The following is a 20,409-nucleotide window of genomic DNA, read 5'->3' on the forward strand; positions in this document are numbered from 1 at the left end:
CTCCCCGCGTTCAGGTGGCGCCGGAGGCCACGCGCAGGGCTCCGCCGCCGGCTGATCGAATTTGTTATGGAGTATAACGATTCGGCCGGTGGCGGCAAGACGGGAAAGACCCCGGCAACTGGCATCCGGGGTCGGGAAAAACCCGCGCTCAGCTGAGCGCGGCGTTTTCCGGATTGGCCGGGGCCGCGGACTGCGCCTTGAGCGACGGCACCGGGAACACGATGTCGTAGAGCCAGTTGTAGACCAGCGCGTAGACCATGTAGAAGCCGGCCACGGCGATATCCATGATGAGCGCGTCGACCAGGCTGATATCGAGGTACCACGCCAGCGACGGCAGGAACACCACCAGCAGGCCCAGTTCGAACAGCAGCGCGTGCAGCATGCGCACCGGCACCGACTTGCGCAGCTGGCCGGTGAAACGCAGCATGCCCTTGTCGAACAGCACGTTGTACAGGTAGTTCCAGCCAGTGGCGATCAGCGAGGCGACCGCGCCGATCAGCCCCATCTGGTGCAGTTCGTAGCCGAAGGCCCAGCTCGCCAGCGGGGCGAAGATCAGCAGGCCGACCACCTCGAAGCCAACGGCATGGCGGATTCGGTCCCAGGTTTTGCGCATGGTTTCTCCTTGCGGGCAAAGACGATGGGGCCTAGTCTATCTGCTGGGCAGGGATTGCCAAGTTGGATACCATCGCTTTAACAGATACATGAGGGGGCGAAGATACGCATGAGTCTCTCGCTGGAGCAATTGCAGGCCTTTGTCGCGGCGGCCGACACGGGCTCGTTCTCGGCCGCCGCGCGCCGGCTCGGCAAGGCCCAGTCGGTGGTCAGCGCGGCCGTGTCCAACCTCGAGATCGACGCCGGCAGCGCGCTGTTCGACCGCAGCGGCCGCTACCCGGTGCTGACCCCGGCCGGCGAGCGCCTGCTGGCCGAGGCGCGCGTGATCCTGGAGCGCTGCGAGCATTTCCGCGGCGTGGCCAAGAGCCTGGGCGAGGGCGTCGAGACGCGGCTCGTGCTGGCGGTCGACGAGCTCTATCCGGAAGAGACGCTGGGCGCGCTGCTGGTGGAGTTTTCCGGGCGCTTCCCGGCGGTCGAGCTGGAACTGCTGTTCCCGCTGATGGAGGATGTCAGCCGGCTGGTGCTGGAGGGCGGCGCCGACCTCGGCATCATGTGGCGCCAGGAGGTGCTGCCGCCTGAGCTGGGCTTCCATGCGCTCGGCTGGATGCCGATGCAGATCCTGTGCGCGCCCGACCATCCGCTGGCGTCGCAGCGGGTGGACTGGGAAGAGCTCAAGCGCTACCGCCAGCTGATGGTCGCGACCCGCACCGACAGCGAGGAAAAGATGCGCCTGCGCGTGGCCGCCGACGTGTGGTGGGTGGAAAGCCAGTGGGTGATCGTCGAGCTGGTCAAGCGCGGACTGGGCTGGGCCTTCGTGCCATGGCACGTGGTCGCCAATTCGCCGGCGGCGGCGCAGCTGGTGTCGCCGCCGCTGGCGTTCCAGCAGCAGGACTGGCCGGTGGCGATGGAACTGGTCTGGCACAAGCAGCGTCCACTGGGAAAGGCCGCCACCTGGCTGCGCGAGCGCATCTGCGCGCAGCCGCTGCCGAGCGCGCCGCAGCGCGGCGCCTAGCGCTGCCCGACGGTGGCGGGCGCGGCGGCTGGCCCGCTGCCGCTGTCACTACCGCTACCGCTTGCAGGCTGCGCGTGCCAGCCGCCCCCCAGCGCCTTGATCAGCACCACCGCCGCGGTGTACTGGCGGCCGGTGATCGACAGCGCGGTGCGCTCGGCGGTGTAGGCGCTGGTCTGCGCCGTCAGCACGTCGAGCAGGCCGGCGGTGCCGGCGCGGTAGCGGTTGTTCACCAGCGCCAGCGCCTCGCGCGCCGAGCGCAGCGCGTCGTTCTGCACCACCGCCTCCTGTTCCAGCAGCCGCTGCGCGGCGAGGTTGTCCTCGACTTCCTGGAACGCGCCCAGCACGGTCTGGCGGTAGTTGGCCACGGTCTGGTCGTAGGCCGCCACGGCCTGCGCCTTGGCGGCGCGGCGCGCGCCGCCGTCGAACAGGGTGCCGGCCAGGCCGCCGCCGATCGACCAGATCCGGTCCGGCAGCGACATCCAGCGCGCCAGCGTGCTGGCGGTCAGCCCGCCGCTGGCCGACAGCGACAGGGTCGGGTAGTAGGCTGCCTGCGCCACGCCGATCTGCGCATTGGCCGACGCCATGCGCCGCTCGGCCGCGCCGATGTCGGGGCGGCGCTCCAGCAGTTGCGACGGCACCGCGGCCGGCACGCGCGGCGGCGCGGCGCGGAACTCGCCGGCGGCCAATGACAGCGCCGCGGGCGGCTTGCCCACCAGCACGGCGATGGCATGCTCCAGCTGCGCGCGCGTGATCTGGATGTCGATCTGCTGCGCCTGCGCGCTCTTGAGCTGGGTCTCGGACTGCAGCACGTCGGAGCGCTGCGCGGTGCCCGCCGCGTACTGGTTCTGCACCAGCTGCAACGACTTCTGGTAGTCCGCCACGGTGCGGTCCAGCAGCGCCTTCTGCGCATCGGCCACGCGCAGCAGGAAGTAGCTCTGCGCCAGCGTGGCCTGCGTCGACAGCAGGGTCGAGGCCAGGTCGGCCTCGCTCGCCTGCGCGCTGGCCTCGCTGCTTTCGACCTGGCGCCGCACCCGGCCCCAGACGTCGAGCTCCCAGGTCGCGCCGAGCGTGGCGCTCTGGCCGTTGAGCGTGTTACCGGTGGCATTGCGCGCGCGCGAGGCGCCGGCCTGCGCATCGACCAGCGGGAAGAAGCCGGCGCGGGCCGCCTGCAGCGACGCCACCGCCTGGCGGTACTGGGCCTCGGCGGCCTTGATGTTCTGGTTCGAGATCTGCACCTCGGCCATCAGCGCATCGAGCTGCGCATCGCCGAACACGGTCCACCAGTCGGGGCGCGCCAGCGCATCCTGCGGCTCGGCGGGCTTCCAGTCGCCGGTCCAGGCCGGGGTGGCGGCGTCGGCTTCCTTGAAGGCCTCGGACACCGGCGCGTCGGGACGCTGGTAGTCGGGGCCGACGGCGCAGCCGGCCAGCAGCAGCGCGCATGCCAGTGGTACCGGCAGGGCGCGGGACAGGAAACGGGCAAAAGCATTCATGTCGAGTCTTCGCAAATCTAGACGGCGGCCGGCTGGTCCGGCGTGCCGGCACCGCGGCGGCGCTGGCGCCAGGCCTTCACCTTGAGGCGCCAGCGGTCCAGCGTCAGGTAGACCACCGGCGTGGTGTACAGCGTCAGCAGCTGGCTCACCACCAGTCCGCCGACAATGGAAATGCCCAGCGGCGCGCGCAGCTCGGCGCCGTCGCCGCGGCCCAGCGCCAGCGGCACCGCGCCCAGCAGCGCGGCCATGGTGGTCATCAGGATCGGGCGGAAGCGCAGCAGGCAGGCGCGGTAGATGGCGTCGCGCGGCGACAGCCCCTCGCGCCGCTCGGCGTCGATGGCGAAGTCGATCATCATGATCGCGTTCTTCTTGACGATGCCGATCAACAGGATCACGCCGATCAGCGCGATGATGCTGAAGTCGGTCTTCGAGGCCAGCAGCGCCAGCAGCGCGCCCACGCCGGCCGACGGCAGCGTCGACAGGATCGTCAGCGGGTGCACGTAGCTCTCGTAGAGCACGCCCAGCACGATATAGATCGTGACCAGCGCCGCCAGGATCAGGATGGGCTGGCTCTTGAGCGAGTCCTGGAACGCCTTGGCGCCGCCCTGGAAGTTGGCGCGCAGGGTCTCGGGCGCGCCGATGCGCGCCATCTCGCGGTTGATGGCGTCGGTCGCCTGCGACAGCGAAGTCCCTTCGGCCAGGTTGAACGAGATCGTCGACGCCGCGAACTGGCCCTGGTGGTTCACGCCCAGCGGCGTGCTGCTGGGCGTCACGCGCGCGAACGCGGCCAGCGGCACGCGGTTGCCGTTGCCGGTGACCACGTAGATATCCTTGAGCGCATCGGGCCCCTGCAGGTATTCCTGGCTCAGCTCCATCACCACGCGGTACTGGTTCAGCGGATGGTAGATGGTCGATACCAGCCGCTGCCCGAAGGCATCGTTCAGCACCGCATCCACCTGTTGCGCGGTCACGCCCAGGCGCGAGGCCGCGTCGCGGTCGATGATCACCGAGGTCTGCAGGCCCTTGTCGTTGGTGTCGGTGTCGATATCCTCCAGCCCCTTCAGGTTGGACAACGCCGCGCGCACCTTGGGCTCCCACGCGCGCAGCACCTCCAGGTCGTCGGACTGCAGCGTGAACTGGTACTGCGAGCTGCTCTGGCGCCCGCCCACGCGGATGTCCTGCACCGATTGCAGGAACAGGCTGGCGCCGGGCTCCCTGGCCAGCTTGCCGCGCAGCCGGGCGATGATGGCGTCGGCCGATTCCTTGCGCTCCGACAGCGGCTTGAGCGTGACGAACATCTGCCCGGTATTGCGCTGCGAGCCGCCGGTAAAGCCGGTCACGTTGACCACCGCCGGATCGGACTGCACGATCCTGATGAAGTTGTCGAGCTTGCCGCGCATGGCCTGGAACGAGGTGGCCTGGTCGGCGCGGATAAAGCCGATCAGCCGCCCGGTGTCCTGCTGCGGGAAAAAGCCCTTGGGCACGATCACATACAGGTACACGTTGAGCGCGATGGTGGCGAGCAGCACCAGCCATACCAGCGGGCTCAGCCGCAGCGCGGTCGACAGCGAACGCGCATAGCCGTCATGCAGCCACTGGAACATGCGCTCGGTGGCGCGGAAGAAGCGTCCCTGCTTTTCCGGTTCCACCGGCCGCAGCATGCGCGCGCACATCATCGGCGTGGTGGTCAGCGAGACCACCAGCGACACCAGGATCGCCACCGACAGCGTGATCGCGAATTCCTGGAACAGCCGGCCGACGATGCCGCCCATCATCAGCAGCGGAATGAACACCGCGATCAGCGACAGGCTCATCGACAGCACCGTGAAGCCGACCTCGCGCGCGCCGCGCAGCGCCGCCGCCAGCGGCTTCATGCCTTCCTCGATATGGCGCGAGATGTTCTCCAGCACCACGATGGCATCGTCGACGACGAAGCCGGTGGCGATGGTCAGCGCCATCAGCGACAGGTTGTTCAGCGAGAACCCGGCCAGGTACATCACCGAGAACGTGCCGATCAGCGACACCGGCACCGCCACGCTGGGAATCAGCGTGGCGCGCACGTTGCGCAGGAACACGAACACCACCATGATCACCAGCGCCACCGAGATCATCAGCGTGTGCTCGACCTCGCGCAGCGAGGCGCGGATGGTGGGGGTGCGGTCCATCATCACGTCCATCGAGATCGCCGCGGGGATCATCTTCTGCAGCTGCGGCAGCATCTCGTTGACGCGGTCGACGGTCTCGATGATGTTGGCGCCGGGCGAGCGGTTCAGCACCAGCAGCACCGACGGCTTGCCGTTGGCCGAGCCGGCGTTGCGGATGTCCTGCACCGAATCGACCACGTTGGCAACGTCGCGCAGCCGCACCGGCACCGCGAACGAATTGGGGCCGCTGGTGGCGCTGGTGCCGCCGGTGGCGCCGCTGGTGATGGTGGTGGTGCCGCTGCTGGTGGTCAGCGTGGTCACGGTGACGCCATTGACCACCTTGGTGCTGACGCCGCCGCTGGCGGTGGCGTTGGCGGTGCTGGCGATCAGCGCGCCTGCCGACGCCGACGAGTACGTGCCCGGCGTGGCGTAGCGGATGATCAGCGGCATGTAGTCTTCCGCCTTCATCGCCTGGTCGTTGGCGCAGACCTGCCAGTTGTTGCTGGCGTTCTCCAGCGTGCCCAGCGGCCGGTTGGCATTGGTCGCGCTGATGGTATTGCGCACGTCCTCGAGCGAGATGCCGTAGTTGTTCAGCGCGGTCGGGTTCAGTTCGACCCGCACCGCCGGCAGCGACGCGCCGCCGATGGTGACCTGGCCCACGCCCTCGACCTGCGACAGCTTCTGCGCCAGGATGGTCGAGGCCGCATCGTAGAGCTGCCCGCGCGTCATGGTCGGCGAGGTCAGCGCGATGATCATGATCGGCGCGTCGGCCGGGTTGACCTTGCGGTAGGTCGGGTTGTTGGGCAGGCTGGTCGGCAGCGTCGCGCGCGAGGCGTTGATGGCGGCCTGCACGTCGCGCGCGGCGCCGTCGATATTGCGCGACAGGTCGAACTGCAACGTTACCCGGGTCGAGCCCAGCGAGCTGCTCGAGGTGATCTCGGTCACGCCGGCGATGGTGCCGAGCGCGCGCTCCAGCGGCGTCGCCACGGTGGCGGCCATGGTTTCCGGGCTGGCGCCGGGCAGCGACGCCGACACCGAGATGGTGGGGAAGTCCACCTGCGGCAGCGGCGACACCGGCAGCAGCCGCAGTGCCGCCAGCCCGGCCAGCAGGATGCCCAGCGTCAGCAGCGCGGTCGCGACAGGGCGATGGATGAAGGCGGCCGAGAGATTCATGCTCAGACCGGCTCCTCGCCCGTGCCGCCTTCCTCCGGATCACCGAAGCGGCGCTTGCGCCAGCCCTTCACGCGCGTCGCCACGCGGTCGAAGGCCAGGTAAATCACCGGCGTGGTGAACAGCGTCAGCACCTGGCTCACCAGCAGGCCGCCGACCATGGTAACGCCCAGCGGCCGGCGCAGCTCGCTGCCGATGCCCGAGCCCAGCATCAGCGGCAGTGCCGCCAGCAGCGCCGCCATGGTGGTCATCAGGATCGGGCGGAAACGCAGCAGGCAGGCCTGGAAGATCGCGTCGCGCGGGCGCATGCCTTGTTCGCGCTCGGCCTCGAGCGCGAAGTCGATCATCATGATCGCGTTCTTCTTGACGATGCCGATCAGCAGGATGATGCCGATGATGGCGATGATGCCCAGGTCCATCCCCGCCACCAGCAGCGCCAGCAGCGCGCCGACGCCGGCCGAGGGCAGCGTCGACAGGATCGTGACCGGGTGGATGGTGCTTTCATACAGCACCCCCAGCACGATATACATCGTCACCACCGCGGCCAGGATCAGCCACAGCGTGTTCGACAGCGACGCGCGGAACGCCAGCGCCGCGCCCTGGAAGCTGGTCTGCATCGAGATCGGCAGCCCCAGCTCCTGTTCCACCCTGGTGATCTTGTCGACCGCGGCGCCGAGCGACTCGCCATGCGCCAGGTTGAACGAGATCGTCGCCGCCGGGAACTGCCCCTGGTGGTTGATCACCAGCGGCCCGGTGCGCTCGGTGATGCGCGCGAACGCGCCCAGCGGCACCTGCCCGCCGGACGAGGACGGCAGCCGCAGGTCGGCCAGCGATTGCGGGCTGGTGCGGAATTCCGGCATGGTCTCGAGCACCACGCGGTACTGGCTCGACTGCGTAAAGATGGTCGACACCAGCCGCTGGCCGAAGGCGCTGTACAGCGCGCTGTCGATCACCGCGGTGGTGATGCCGAAGCGCGCCGCGGCGTCGCGGTCGATATCGACATAGGCGCGCAGGCCGTTGTTCTGCTGGTCGCTGGTGACGTCGCGCAGTTCCGGCTCCTGGCGCAGGCGCTCGACCAGCTTCGGCACCCACGCGGCCAGCGTTGCGGGATCGGGATCTTCCACCGTGAACTGGTACTGCGTGCGCGAGACCTTGTCCTCGATGGTCAGGTCCTGCACCGGCTGCGTGAACAGCGACACGCCGCCGAGGTCGTGCACCGCCTGCTGCAGCCGCTGCGTGACCACGTCGATCGGATCGCGCTCGTCCTTGGGCTTGAGGTTGATCAGCATGCGCCCGGCGTTGAGTGTGGTGTTGCTGCCATCCACGCCGATGAACGACGACAGGCTGGCCACCGCCGGGTCCTGCATCACCACCTTGGCCACCGCTTCCTGCTTGCGCGCCATGGCGCTGAACGAGGTGGTCTGCGCGGCCTCGGTGATGCCCTGGATCACGCCGGTGTCCTGCACCGGGAAGAAGCCCTTGGGCACCAGCAGGTACAGCAGCACGGTCAGCGCCAGCGTGGCCACGGCCACCACCAGCGTGGCCTTCTGGCGGTCGAGTACCCACTCCAGTCCGCGGCCGTAGCGCTCGATCACGTTGTCGAAGAAGCGGCCGGTGGCGCGGTGGAAGCGCGACAGCTGGTCTTCCGGCACATGGTGCAGCAGCCGCGCGCACATCATCGGCGTGAGCGTCAGCGACACCACCGCCGAGATCAGGATCGACACCGCCAGCGTGATCGCGAACTCGCGGAACAGGCGCCCGACCACGTCGCCCATGAACAGCAGCGGGATCAGCACCGCCACCAGCGAGAAGGTCAGCGAGATGATGGTGAAGCCAATTTGCCTGGAACCCTTGAGCGCTGCCTGCATCGGCGAGTCGCCCTTCTCGATGTAGCGCATGATGTTCTCGATCATCACGATCGCGTCATCGACGACGAAGCCGGTGGCGATGGTCAGCGCCATCAGCGTCAGGTTGTTGATCGAGAAGCCGGCCAGGTACATCACGCCGAAGGTGCCGACCAGCGACAGCGGCACCGCCACGCCGGGGATGATGGTGGCCGGGATATTGCGCAGGAACAGGAAGATCACCAGCACCACCAGCGCGATCGCCAGCAGCAGCTCGAACTGCACGTCCTCGACCGAGGCGCGGATGGTGGTGGTGCGGTCGGTCAGCAGCTGCACATGCACCGATGCCGGCAGCGCGTTCTGCAGCTGCGGCAGCAGCGCCTTGATGCGGTCGACCACCTCGATCACGTTGGCGCCGGGCTGGCGCTGGATGTTCAGCACGATCGCGGGCTTGTCGTTGGCCCATGCGGCCAGCCGGCTGTTCTCGGGGCCGTCGACGATCTCGGCCACGTCGGTGATGCGGATCGGCGCGCCGTTCTTGTAGCCCAGGATGATCTGGCGGTATTCGTCAGCCGAGCGCAGCTGGTCGTTGGCGTCGATGGTGGAGGCGCGCTGCGGGCCGTCGAAGCTGCCTTTGGCGCCATTGACGTTGGACGCGCCGATGGCGGTGCGCAGGTCGTCGATAGACATGCCCAGCGACGCCAGCGCGGCCGGGTTGGCCTGGATCCGCACCGCCGGGCGCTGGCCGCCGCTGATGGTGACCAGGCCCACGCCCTGGATCTGCGAAATCTTCTGCGCCACGCGCGTGTCGACCATGTCCTGCAGCTTGGGCAGCGGCATGGTGTCGGAGGTCATGGCGATGGTCATGATCGGCGCGTCGGCCGGGTTGACCTTGCTGTAGACCGGCGGCATCGGCAGGTCCGACGGCAGCAGGTTGCTACCGGCGTTGATGGCGGCCTGCACCTCCTGCTCGGCCACGTCCAGCGGCAGCGTCAGCTCGAACTGCAGCGTGATCACCGACGCCCCCCCTGACGAGGACGACGACATCTGCTTCAGCCCCGGCATCTGGCCGAACTGGCGTTCCAGCGGCGCGGTCACCGACGAGGTCATCACGTCGGGGCTGGCGCCGGGGTAGAGCGTGGTGACCTGGATGGTGGGATAGTCGACCTCGGGCAGCGCCGACAGCGGCAGCAGCCGGTAGGCGACCAGCCCGGACAGCAGGATGGCCAGCATCAGCAGCGCCGTGGCGACCGGGCGCTCGATGAAGAGGCGGGACGGGTTCATGCGGCGTCCTTACGGCTGCGGCGCGCGCGCGGCCGGTGCGCTGGCGCCGGCTTCGCGCTGGCGGCGGCGTTCGCCTTGCGGTGCCGAAGCGCTTGCAGCGCCTGTAGCGCCTGCAGCGCCTGTAGCGCCTGTAGCGCCTGTAGCGCCGGCATCGGCCTGCGCGCCGCTGGCACCGCCCGCACCGCCAGCGCCATCGCGATGGCGCCGACCGCGCGCGCGCGGCTGGCTGGCCGGCACCACCGCGGCGGCGCGCGCCGCCGGGTCGACGGTTTCGACTGTCATGCCTTCCTTGAGCCGGTCGGCGCCGTCGACCACCACGCGCTGGCCCGGCTGCAGGCCCTTGAGCACCGCGGCACGGGTGCCGTCGCCGGGGCCCAGCTCGACCACCTGCACCTTGACCTTGCTGGCTTCGTCGACGGTATAGACGAAGGTGCCCTGCTGGCCGCGCTGGATCGCCGCCACCGGGATCACGGTGGCGTCCCGCAGCGTGTCGACGCGCGTGCGCACGTTGACGAACTGGTTGGGAAACAGCATGCCGTCGGCATTGGGGAACACCGCCTTGAGCTTGACCGTGCCGGTGGTGGTGTCGATCTGGTTGTCGGTGGTCAGCAGCGTGCCTTCGCCGAGCTGGTTGCGCACCTGGCGGTCCCAGGCCTGCACCGGCAGCTTCTCGCCGGCGTTGAGCTTCTTCAGCACGGACGGCAGGTTGTCCTCGGGGATGGTGTACATCACCGCGATCGGCTGGATCTGCGTGATCAGCGCGATGCCGTTGGTGTCGCTGGTATTGACGATATTGCCGGGATCGACCTGGCGCAGGCCGATGCGGCCCGACACCGGCGCCACGATCTTGGTGTAGCCCAGCTGCAGGCGCGCGTTGGCGACATTGCCCTGGTCGGTCTTGACCACGCCCTCGTACTGGCGCACCAGGGCGTCCTGGGTATCGACCTGTTGCTTGGAGATCGAATCCTGGCCCAGCAGCGTGCGGTAGCGCTGCTGGTCCAGCCTGGCGTTCTGCAGCAGCGCCTGGTCGCGCGCCAGCTGGCCCACGGCCTGGTCGAGCGCGGCCTGGAACGGGCGCGGGTCGATCTCGGCCAGCACGTCGCCGGCCTTGACCATCTGGCCTTCCTTGAACAGCACCTTGAGCAGCGGCCCGGACACCTGCGCGCGCACGGTCACGTTGGAGACCGGGGTGACGTTGCCGAGCCCGTTCAGGACCACGTCCATGTCGCGCTGGGCCACGGTGGCGACCACCACCGGCGAGCGCGGCATGCCTGCGCGGCTGCCGGGACCGACCGGACCGCCCGGGCCTCCCGCCGTGGGTCCGCTGGCACCGCCGGGGCCTGCCGCGGTGCCTTTGGTGGCGTCGCCGCGCTGCGCATACCAGTACCAGCCGCCCCCGGCCAGCACCAGCACCAGCAGCCCGGCATAAAGCCGGCGCCGGTTCCTGCGCGGCGGGCGCGAAGACGGGGAGGGGGAGGGGTTAGGCTGGCCTTGTTCGGGGTTGGACATGTCCGCAATCCTGGGAACGGTGCGCCGGGCGCACCGTCGTGTTCTGCTGGCAAGTGACGATGCCGCAGTATGCCGCATCGCCATGGGCGCCGGCCGGCCTGGCGGGCAGCCGCGCACAGCCGCCCGCGGGCCGCCGGCGTGCCGGCGCGTGCCGTGCGGCGCGCACGGGGCGGCGCTGACGGCAAAGTCATGCGGCAAGGATAATGTGCGGGCGCGGACGCCCGTATTTCGGCGCCCGGCGCTTTTATTACAGAGGATTACCAGCGGCCCGGGTGTAACCTCCGGAAACAATACCGCCCGGCCGAACCGGCGTGTGCGCCGCCCGGGCTGACTATCATGTGCCTATGCGAACGAACCAGCCTACCCAGATCCTTGTCGTCGACGACGATCCCGAACTGCGCGACCTGCTGCGCGAGTACCTGACCCAGCAGGGCTTCGCGGTCTCGGTGATGCATGACGGCGACGGCCTGCAGGCGCGCCTGGAGCGCGAGCGGCCGGCGCTGATCGTGCTGGACCTGATGATGCCCAAGGTCGACGGCCTGACCGCGCTGCGCAACCTGCGCGCCCGCAACGACGATATCCCGGTGATCCTGCTCACCGCCCGCAGCGACGAGATCGACCGCATCGTCGGCCTCGAGATCGGCGCCGACGACTACCTCGGCAAGCCGTTCTCGCCGCGCGAGCTGCTGGCGCGCATCAACGCCGTGCTGCGGCGCAAGCTGGCGCGCCCGGCGGCGGCGCCGGAGGACCGCGAGTCGGTCGCGTTCGGCCCGTTCCGCGTCAACTTCCGCCAGCGCACGCTGACGCGTGCCGGCCAGGCGCTGTCGATCAGCGACACCGAGTTCGCGCTGCTCAAGCTGCTGCTGATGCATCCGCTCGAAGTGCTGTCGCGCGAGCGCATCGTCGAGCTGATGTACGGCAGCGCCAGCGGCATCAGCGACCGCGGCATCGACGTGCAGATCTGGCGCCTGCGCCGGCTGCTGGACGAGGACGCGCAGCGCCCGCGCTATATCCAGACCGTGCGCGGCCGCGGCTACACCTTCGTGCCCGACGAAGCGGAAGAGATTCCCGCGGGCCTCCCCGAATAACCCGGCGCCGCCAGAACCGCTTCCCGATGAAGTTGCGACGTATCGATACCCTGTTCGGCCGCATTGCGCTGCTGATCGCCGCGGTGCTGGTGATCAGCCATTTCTCGTGGCTGGCCATCCTGCGCATGGACCGGCGCCAGCAGCAGGTCGACTATTCGGTGGAGCAGATGCTGTTCCAGCTCGACAGCATCGAGCGCGCGCTCGATGCGCGGCCCCCGGCGAAGCTGCCCAGCCTGGTGGAAACCGCCAACACCGCCGATGCCGACGAGCATGCCACCGCACCCAAGGGCGGCCGCTCGCGCCGGCTGGTGGAGCAGTTCATCAGCCGGCTGCCGCAGGGCACCGAGATCCGGCTGGAGGACGAAACCACGCCGCGCATCTGGATCAAGCTGCCGAGCCGCGCCGACTGGATCGCGATGCCGATCCTGTGGGTCCACAACCCGCCGCCGGACAACCGGCTGGTGCCGGGGGTGATGCTGGTGGTGGGCGTGGCGATCGTGTTCGCCGTGCTGATCGCGTGGCAGATCCAGCGCCCGGTGCGCGACATGGCCAACGCGGCCGCGCTGCTGTCGCGCCAGCACGCCGTGCCGCCGCTGCGCGAGCGCGGCCCGCACGAGCTGCGCCAGCTGATCGAGCGCTTCAACCGCATGGTGGCCGACCTCGCGCGCATCGACCAGGAACGCAACACCATGCTGGCCGGCATCGCCCACGACCTGAAGACGCCGCTGGCGCGGCTGCGCCTGCGCGCCGAGATGCTGGCCGATCCCAAGGCCGCGGCCGGGGTCACGCGCGACGTCGACTCGATGGCGGCCATCGTCGAGCAGTTCCTGAGCTTCGCGCAGACCAGCGAGTCGACCGCGCGGCCGGTGCCGGTGGACCGGCGCGTCAACGAGCTGGCCGCTTCGCTGGCCGAGCAGGAGCGCCAGGTGGTGCTGTCGCTGGGCGCGGGCGAGGGCTTCCGCATGATCGCCACGCAGCTGGACCGCATCGTCGGCAACCTGGTCGACAACGCCTACGCCTATGGCAAGCCGCCGGTCTGCATCGCGACCTCGCGCACGCCGGACGGCTACATGCTGGTGGTGGAAGACCAGGGCGACGGCATTCCCGACCACGACAAGGAACGCGCCACGCTGCCGTTCGTGCGGCTCGACCCGGCGCGCGGCGGCAATGCGCATTCCGGGCTGGGCCTGGCGATCGTCGACCGGCTGGTGCGGCAGGCGGGTGGGAAGCTGAACCTGGTGAATGCCGAGGGGGGCGGGCTGCGGGTGGAAATGCTGTTTGGGGCGGCTACGGTCTAGTGACCGTTTCGTAAAAAACGTGTAGTGCGGTACGGCTGGGGCTTGCCACCACCCCTGGCAAAGGCTCCCCTCTCCCGCAAGCGGGCGAGGGGAGCAAACCAGCAGCGGTCGGACGCTCTCAGCAGTTTGCGTTCACGCCTTCAAACCTTCTTCTTCTCCCCGATCCGGCTTTCCTTCCCCGCCAGCAGCTTGGCGATGTTCTGCCGGTGCCGCGCGATCAGCAGCACGCTGATGGCGAAGATCGCGCCGGCCATCACGTCGACGCCGTTCATCAGCACATGGAAGAACGGCGCGAAGATCGCCGCCACCAGCGCCGCCAGCGACGAATAGCGGAAGAAGAAGGCGATGATCAGCCAGGTGGCCAGCGTGCCCAGGCCCAGGATGGGGTTGATCGCCAGCAGGATGCCGGCCGCGGTGGCCACGCCCTTGCCGCCGGCGAAGCGGTGGAATACGGGGAACAGGTGGCCCAGGAACACCGCCAGCGCCACCATGGCCAGGCCGGTGTCGGTGAGGCCGTGCGCCGGGCCGAAGCGCGCCGCCAGCCAGACCGCCAGCCAGCCCTTCAGGGCATCGCCGATCAGCGTCAGGATCGCCGCCTTCTTGTTGCCGGTGCGCAGCACGTTGGTGGCGCCGGGGTTGCCCGAGCCATAGGAATGCGGGTCCGGCAGCCCCATCAGCTTGCTGACGACCACAGCGAAGGAAACGGAGCCGATCAGGTAGGCGGCAAGGGCAAAAAGCAGATTGGCCATGTGGAGTGGGATGTTTTCAGGCTGGCGCGATTGTAGCGCGGCAGGGGCTTGGCCACGACCGTGACTACCCGGATTGGCGTGGAGGCTTGCTTCGGTCTGGCGCGGCGCCGTGCGGCCGGCAAGGTCAGTCCGGCAGCGCGCACTGCACCGGCTGGGCGTCGAGCAGCGCGGGCAGCAGCCTCGGGTCCAGGCTGACCAGGTAGCCGCGGCGCCCGCCGTTGATATAGATGCGCGCCAGTTCCAGCACGGTCGCTTCCACGTACACCGGCATTCGCTTCTTCGTGCCGAACGGCGAGGTGCCGCCCACCAGGTAGCCGCTGTGCCGCTGCGCCACCTCGGGCTTGCACGGCTGCACGCTCTTGCGCCCGGTCTGGCGTGCCAGGTTCTTGGTCGAGACCGAGCAGTCGCCGTGCATCAGCACCACCAGCGGCTGCGCGCGCTCGTCTTCCATGACCAGCGTCTTGATCACGTCATGCTCAGGCACGCCGAGCTGGCGCGCCGATTCGCCGGTGCCGCCGTGCTCGACGTAGTCATAGGGGTGCTCGCCGAAGGCCACGCCTTGCTTGCGCAGGAACTGGGTGGCAGGGGTTTCGGAGACGTGCTTGGTCTTGCTCATGGCGATCGCTGGGTGCCGCTCAGCCGCGCGGATGATGCTGCTGGTGCAGCTCGCGCAGGCGTTCGCGGGCGACGTGGGTATAGATCTGGGTGGTGGAGATGTCGGCGTGCCCCAGCAGCAGCTGCACCACGCGCAGGTCGGCGCCGTGGTTGAGCAGGTGCGTGGCGAAGGCATGCCGCAGCGTGTGCGGCGACAGCGGGGCATGCACGCCGGCGTCGCGCGCATGGCGCTTGATCAGGTGCCAGAACGCCTGCCGCGTCATGCCCTCGCCGCGCTGCGTGACGAACAGCGCGTCGCAGGCGCGCCCCGCCAGCAGCAGCGGACGCGCGCCGGCCAGGTAGCGCCGCAGCCAGTCGCCGGCCTGCTGGCCGAATGGCACCAGGCGCTCCTTGTCGCCCTTGCCGCCGACCACGCGCGCGACCCCTTCGTTCAGGCCGACCTCGACGGTCTTCATCTGGGTCAGCTCCGATACGCGCAAGCCGCTGGCGTACATCAGCTCGAGCATGGTGCGGTCGCGCAGGCCCAGCGGCGTGGCGGTATCGGGCGCCTCCAGCAGCGCGTCGACCTGGGCCTCGGTCAGGGTCTTGGGGTAGCGCGGCGGCTGCTTGGCGGGGCGCAGCAGCAGGCAGGGGTCGGTCTGCACCAGGTGCTCGCGCAGCGCCCACTGGTAGAAGCGGCGGAACACCGCCAGGCGCCGGTTGGCCGACGAGGCGCGGGTCTGCGTATGGCGCGCGCTGAAGTACGCCGACAGCGCGCCGTCGTCGGCGCCGAGCAGCTCGCCGCGCTGCTCGTGCTGCAGCCAGCGCGCCAGCAGCGTCAGGTCGCGCCGGTAGGCATCGATGGTGTTGCGCGAGAGCCCGTCTTCCAGCCACAGCGCATCGCAGAAGCGGCTGACCAGGGCCGCGTCGGCAGCGCTGGCGACGGCGGTAAGCTCGGCTGCCGCCGGGGCGCCGCTCATATCAGCATGGCGCCCTCATGGCGCAGCAGCCAGCGTTTGACGTCGAGGTAAAAGCCGTCCTCGGCATGGTGCGAGAACCCGCCGATGCCGCGCGCCGAGACCACGCGATGGCAGGGCACCAGGATCGGGAACGGGTTCTGCCCGCACGCCTGGCCGACCGCGCGCGGCATCGCGCCGATGGCTTCGGCGATGGTGCCGTAGGTGGTGGTGGCGCCGCGCGGCACGGCGCAGATGGCCTGCCACACGCGCTGCTGGAAGGCGCTGCCGGCGGCGGCCAGCGGCACGTCGAAGGCGCTGTTGGGATCGTCGTAATAGGCCGCCAGCTGCGCCGCGAGGCGCTGCGTCAGCGCATCGGCGGGGGCAGGACCCTCGACGTGCCCGGGAAGGTACACGATGGCCCGGATGCGCGCGCCGTCCGTGCGCACGCCGATCTTGCCGAACGGGGCGGTAAGGATGGCGTCGTAGGGTGCGGGCATGGCGGTCAGGCTGGGGCGAATGCTGGATTTTAGTGCTTTTTGGCGGGGGCAGAAAAAAGGCCGCCTCGCGGCGGCCTTATGGGGTATGACGTCACACCGGCCGGATTACTGCTCCAGCTTGATGTTCTGCACCTTGACCAGGTTCTTCATCTTGTCGAATTCCTTCTTGATCTCGGCCGCGTGCTGCGCCGGCGTGTTGCCCGACGGCTCGGCGCCGGCGGTGCGCAGGCGCTGCTGGAAGTCCTTGTCCTGCAGGGCCTTGACCGCGGCTTCGTTGAGCTTCTTGATGACTTCGTCAGGCGTGCCGGCCGGCGCAACCAGGCCGTACCAGGCCGGATCGTTCGGCTCCTTCAGGCCCATTTCGCCGAAGGTCGGCACATTGGGCAGCGACTCCAGGCGCTTGTTCCAGGCCACCACGATCGGGCGCAGCTTGTTGGCCTTGATGTAGGGCATCGACGACGGCAGGTTGTCGACCATGATCGGCACCTGGCCGGCCAGCACGTCGTTCAGCGCCGGGCCCGCGCCGCGGTACGGGATATGGACCATGAAGGTCTTGGTCGAGACCTTGAACTGCTCGCCCAGCATGTGGCCGAAGCCGCAGGTGCCCGACGACGCGTACGAATACTTGCCCGGGTTGGCCTTCAGCACGGCCAGGAATTCCTTGTAGTCCTTGGCCGGGAAGCTCGGGTTCACCGCGATCACGTTGGCCACGTTGGCCAGGTTGGTGATGGGCTTGAAGTCCTTGATCGGGTCGTACGACAGCTTGGGGTTGCAGGCCGGGTTCACGGCCATGGTCGAGACCGTCGAGATGCCGATGGTGTAGCCGTCGGGCGCGGCCTTGGCGATGGCGTCGGCGCCGATCGAACCGCCCCCGCCGGCGCGGTTTTCCACCACCACCGGCTGGCCCAGGATGCGGCTCATCTGGTCCGCCGCGCCGCGGCCGACGATGTCGGTGGTGCCGCCGGGGGCGAACGGAATGATCAGGCGGATCGGCTTGGTGGGGTAGCTCTGGGCTTGCGCCGCGGTGGCGGCGGCCGCCAGGGCCAGGGTCAGTGCGAGTTTGCCAGCTTGCATGAGATCATGTCTCCCGTCATAAATCCGGGCAGGGTGCGGCCCGGAAGCAAAAAAACCGTCGCAGTGCCACAGGTCGGGCGGTGCGGCGGCAGCGTAATCTGGGTCAGCCGCCCAGCAGGCCGCGCTTGACGCCGGCGTCGACCGGGCGTTCGCCCAGGAACACCCGCAGCAGCGCCTGGTAAAAGTCTTCGCCGGGAATCGGCCGGCCGCGCGGCGTGCCGTTGATGGCGACGACCGTCCCCGTTTGCGGGGAAAAATCCAGGTTGATGACATCGCCCTTGTGCGCGGTGCCGATCTCGCCCAGGGTGCGCTCGAACTGTACCAGCCGCGCCGCCAGCCCCTGCATCTGCGCCTCGCTGTGGTTGTCGCGCATGCCCTGGCGGATCGCGCGCACCACCGCCGGCGGCTCGGTCTCGCGCAGGATGCGTAACTGTAGCCGCTTGGCCCCGGACGTGCCCAGTACCACGGTCGCGTTGCGGGCCTTTTCCTCCAGGTACAGCGCGGCCACGTAGCCCTTGGTCAGGAAGCCGGTGCGCAGCGCCGCGCCATTGAGCTGCAGTTCCTTGCCGCCCACGCGCGCCGCATCGTCGAAGCGCACGCCGGCGATCTCGACCGCGCGCGCCGGCCCCGGCACGGCATGCACCATGGCCGCGGCGCCGAGCGCGGCCAGCACGACGGCCAGGCGCAGGCGGCGGCCAGGGCTGAGTCGGGAGCGGAGGAGGGTGTCCACGCGCAGGCGCGCGGAACGGATGCGGGACAACATGGCGGCAGGCGTACAACTTGGCATGCCATGCTGCCCGAAATCTGGAAAAATACCTATCCGTATCTGCCCTAGTCTGCACATTCCGGCTTTTTTGCCGTTATCGCTCCCCGCCGCTGTTTCTGTGCGACGGCTGCCCGGGCAGTGCCGCGCCATGCCACTGCCACCACAACAACAACCCTAGATGTCTTCCGCCCTCCTGCTGGTCCCGGACTTCAGCCTGATCCTGATCGGCTGGCTGCTGGTGCGCTATTCCCCCTTCGACCGCGCCTTCTGGAGCGGGGTGGAGCGGCTGGTCTACTTCGTGCTGTTCCCGGCGCTGCTGCTGCAGTCGACCAATACCGCGGTGCTCGATTTCTCGTCGACCTCGGCCATGCTGGGGCTGGCGCTGCTGGTGCTGGCCACCGGCCTGGCCGGCGGCTATGCCGTCAAATGGGTGCTGCGGCCGGACCCGGTCAGCTTTGCGTCGGGGCTGCAGACCGCGTTCCGCTTCAATTCCTATATCGGGCTGGCGCTGGCCGCGCGGCTGGGTGGCTCCGAAGGGCTGGCGCTGATGGCGGTGATCGTCGGCTGCACCGTGCCGCTGTGCAACGTGGCCGCGGTGTGGGCGCTGGCCCGCCATGGCCAGGCCGCGCTGTGGAAGGAGCTGGCGCGCAACCCGCTGATCCTGGCTACCGCCGGCGGGCTGGCGACCAACCTGATGGGGCTGCACGCGCCCGAGGTGCTGGGCATGACGCTGAACCGGCTGGGCTCGGCGTCGACCGCGCTGGGGCTGATGACGGTGGGTGCCGGGCTGCAGATGAGCGGCGCCACCGGCACCGCCGGGCCAGTGGCGTGGTGGACCGGGGTCAAGCTGCTGGCGATGCCGTGCGTGGCCTGGCTGGTGGGGCGGCACCTGCCGCTGACCGCGCTGCAGTACCAGATCGTGGTGCTGTACGCCTCGCTGCCGACCGCCTCCAGTGCCTACATCCTGGCCGTGCGCATGGGCGGCAACGGGCCGATGGTGGCGGCGACGATCTCGCTGATGACGGTGGCGGCGATCGTCACCACGCCGCTGTGGCTGGCGCTGGTGAGCTGACCTGGCCGGGAAGCCGGGAGATCAGCCGGCCCGTTGCACCGGCGGGCCGCCCTGCGCCAGGGCCCAGTCGATATGTTCCTGCACCATGGGGGTGGCGGTCTCGCGCCGCGCCAGCAGTGCGCCGCGAATGCGGGCGGCGAGTGCCGCGTCCTCGGCGCGCGAGCCAGACAGTGCCGTGCGCAGGCTGTTGCCCAGTCCCACCGCCAGGTTGCGCAGCCAGCGCTCGTGGCCGATGCGGCGGATCGGGCTGCCCTCGAGGCGCTGGTTGAATTCCGCTTCGGTCCATTGGAACAGCGCCACCATGTCGGGCGCGTCCAGGCCATTGCGCACATCGAAGTCCGGCACCGTAGCCACGTGCGCGAACTTGTTCCACGGGCACGCCAGCTGGCAGTCGTCGCAGCCGTAGACGCGGTTGCCCATCGGCGCGCGAAATTCCACCGGGATCGCGCCCTTGTGCTCGATAGTGAGATAGGAAATGCAGCGGCGCGCATCCAGCCGGTAGGGCGCGACGATGGCGCGCGTGGGGCAGATGTCCACGCAGCGGTGGCAGCTGCCGCAATGGCCGGATTCGGGCGGATCGGCGGGCAGCGGGATGTCGACCAGGATCTCGCCGAGAAAGAACATCGAGCCGCCGTCGCGATCCAGCAGCAGCGTATGCTTGCCGCGCCAGCCAAGGCCGCCCTGGCTGGCCAGCGCAACTTCCATCACCGGGGCCGAATCGGTAAAGACGCGGTAGCCGAACTTGCCGATCTCGGCCTCGATCCGGCTGGCGAGCTGCTGCAGGCGGCTGCGCAGCACCTTGTGATAGTCGCGTCCGCGTGCGTACAGCGACACCACCGCAGTGGCCGGGTCGTCGAGGCGCGCGAGCTCGTGGCGGCGCCAGTCGGCGGCCTGCGCGTGCGCGCCGGCGACCGGGACATAGGGCATGCGCGCCACGATCGCGCGTACCGTGCCGGGCACCAGTTCGGCCGGACGGGCGCGCCGCAGGCCGTGGTTGGCCATATAATCCATGTCGCCGTGGTAGCCCTGCGCCAGCCAGGCCAGCAGTCCGGGCTCGGCATGCGCGAGGTCGACATCGGCAATGCGCACCGAGGCAAAGCCCAGCGCCGCGCCCCATGCGCGGATCGACCCGGCCAGCGCCGCAAGCTCCCCCGGGCCCGCGGCCGCATGGCCGCTGGTGTCTGGTACTGGTGTGGGCGGCGCATCCGCCTGCCCGGGGGCGACTCGGTCGATCATTCCTGAATTGT

The 20,409-nt window shown here is 69.3% G+C and carries 16 protein-coding genes; 4 read left to right on the top strand and 12 right to left on the bottom strand.

What is annotated here, in order from left to right:
• Nucleotides 1-148: 148 nt before the first annotated feature.
• Nucleotides 149-613 carry a PACE efflux transporter gene (locus C7416_RS09600; protein WP_111518527.1) on the bottom strand — a complete coding sequence of 155 codons (465 nt, stop codon included), beginning with the start codon at nucleotides 611-613 and terminating at the stop codon, nucleotides 149-151.
• 108 nt (nucleotides 614-721) lie between these two features.
• Between C7416_RS09600 and C7416_RS09605 the strand changes: the two genes are divergently transcribed.
• Entirely contained in the window at nucleotides 722-1,624 is a 903-nt protein-coding gene (locus tag C7416_RS09605) for a LysR family transcriptional regulator (RefSeq protein ID WP_111518529.1), read from the top strand.
• On the opposite strand, the gene C7416_RS09610 is transcribed toward C7416_RS09605, so the two are convergent.
• From C7416_RS09610 to C7416_RS09625, 4 genes are read right to left on the bottom strand one after another with little or no spacing between them, the layout of a single operon-like run.
• Complete coding sequence (locus C7416_RS09610; protein WP_111518531.1) at nucleotides 1,621-3,114, bottom strand: efflux transporter outer membrane subunit; 1,494 nt, start codon at nucleotides 3,112-3,114, stop codon at nucleotides 1,621-1,623. The two genes, C7416_RS09605 and C7416_RS09610, sit on opposite strands and share 4 nt — an antisense overlap.
• A 17-nt stretch (nucleotides 3,115-3,131) precedes the next feature.
• Nucleotides 3,132-6,431, bottom strand: a complete 3,300-nt coding sequence (locus C7416_RS09615) for an efflux RND transporter permease subunit (protein WP_111518533.1) — start codon at nucleotides 6,429-6,431, stop codon at nucleotides 3,132-3,134.
• A 2-nt stretch (nucleotides 6,432-6,433) separates the two neighbouring features.
• Nucleotides 6,434-9,556: an MdtB/MuxB family multidrug efflux RND transporter permease subunit gene (locus tag C7416_RS09620; protein WP_111518535.1), complete on the bottom strand. Its 3,123-nt coding sequence runs from the start codon at nucleotides 9,554-9,556 to the stop codon at nucleotides 6,434-6,436.
• 9 nt (nucleotides 9,557-9,565) lie between these two features.
• On the bottom strand, nucleotides 9,566-11,065 hold the full coding sequence (locus tag C7416_RS09625; protein ID WP_111518537.1) for an MdtA/MuxA family multidrug efflux RND transporter periplasmic adaptor subunit: 1,500 nt from the start codon (nucleotides 11,063-11,065) through the stop codon (nucleotides 9,566-9,568).
• A 344-nt stretch (nucleotides 11,066-11,409) separates the two neighbouring features.
• Between C7416_RS09625 and C7416_RS09630 the strand changes: the two genes are divergently transcribed.
• Nucleotides 11,410-12,153 carry a response regulator gene (locus C7416_RS09630; RefSeq protein ID WP_111518539.1) on the top strand — a complete coding sequence of 248 codons (744 nt, stop codon included), beginning with the start codon at nucleotides 11,410-11,412 and terminating at the stop codon, nucleotides 12,151-12,153.
• Between the two features lie 26 nt (nucleotides 12,154-12,179).
• The gene (locus C7416_RS09635) at nucleotides 12,180-13,451 is read left to right on the top strand and encodes an ATP-binding protein (RefSeq protein ID WP_111518541.1); all 1,272 of its coding nucleotides are present in this window, start codon (nucleotides 12,180-12,182) and stop codon (nucleotides 13,449-13,451) included.
• A gap of 140 nt (nucleotides 13,452-13,591) precedes the next feature.
• Here C7416_RS09635 and plsY read toward each other — a convergent pair whose 3' ends face one another.
• From plsY to C7416_RS09665, 6 genes are all read right to left on the bottom strand, one after another.
• Entirely contained in the window at nucleotides 13,592-14,200 is a 609-nt protein-coding gene (plsY, locus tag C7416_RS09640; RefSeq protein WP_111518543.1) for a glycerol-3-phosphate 1-O-acyltransferase PlsY, read from the bottom strand.
• 124 nt (nucleotides 14,201-14,324) lie between these two features.
• Nucleotides 14,325-14,816, bottom strand: a complete 492-nt coding sequence (locus C7416_RS09645; protein ID WP_111518545.1) for an aminoacyl-tRNA deacylase — start codon at nucleotides 14,814-14,816, stop codon at nucleotides 14,325-14,327.
• A 19-nt stretch (nucleotides 14,817-14,835) separates the two neighbouring features.
• The gene (gene xerD / locus C7416_RS09650; protein ID WP_111518547.1) at nucleotides 14,836-15,774 is read right to left on the bottom strand and encodes a site-specific tyrosine recombinase XerD; all 939 of its coding nucleotides are present in this window, start codon (nucleotides 15,772-15,774) and stop codon (nucleotides 14,836-14,838) included.
• Nucleotides 15,771-16,250 (bottom strand): methylated-DNA--[protein]-cysteine S-methyltransferase, encoded by a 480-nt coding sequence (locus C7416_RS09655; protein ID WP_111518549.1) that lies wholly within the window; start codon nucleotides 16,248-16,250, stop codon nucleotides 15,771-15,773. The genes xerD and C7416_RS09655 overlap by 4 nt, the downstream gene beginning before the upstream one ends.
• A gap of 105 nt (nucleotides 16,251-16,355) precedes the next feature.
• Nucleotides 16,356-17,324 (bottom strand): tripartite tricarboxylate transporter substrate binding protein BugE, encoded by a 969-nt coding sequence (locus C7416_RS09660; protein ID WP_018008901.1) that lies wholly within the window; start codon nucleotides 17,322-17,324, stop codon nucleotides 16,356-16,358.
• A 103-nt stretch (nucleotides 17,325-17,427) separates the two neighbouring features.
• On the bottom strand, nucleotides 17,428-18,111 hold the full coding sequence (locus C7416_RS09665) for a chalcone isomerase family protein (protein WP_111518551.1): 684 nt from the start codon (nucleotides 18,109-18,111) through the stop codon (nucleotides 17,428-17,430).
• 157 nt (nucleotides 18,112-18,268) lie between these two features.
• Here C7416_RS09665 and C7416_RS09670 point away from each other — a divergent pair, with 157 nt between their 5' ends.
• Nucleotides 18,269-19,162, top strand: a complete 894-nt coding sequence (locus tag C7416_RS09670) for an AEC family transporter (RefSeq protein WP_111518553.1) — start codon at nucleotides 18,269-18,271, stop codon at nucleotides 19,160-19,162.
• 21 nt (nucleotides 19,163-19,183) lie between these two features.
• Here the strand turns inward: C7416_RS09670 and queG are convergent, their stop codons facing one another.
• Nucleotides 19,184-20,398 carry a tRNA epoxyqueuosine(34) reductase QueG gene (queG, locus tag C7416_RS09675; RefSeq protein ID WP_111518555.1) on the bottom strand — a complete coding sequence of 405 codons (1,215 nt, stop codon included), beginning with the start codon at nucleotides 20,396-20,398 and terminating at the stop codon, nucleotides 19,184-19,186.
• Between the last annotated feature and the right edge of the window lie 11 nt (nucleotides 20,399-20,409).

Source organism: Cupriavidus phytorum, assembly GCF_003254285.1.
Lineage (GTDB): Bacteria > Pseudomonadota > Gammaproteobacteria > Burkholderiales > Burkholderiaceae > Cupriavidus > Cupriavidus phytorum.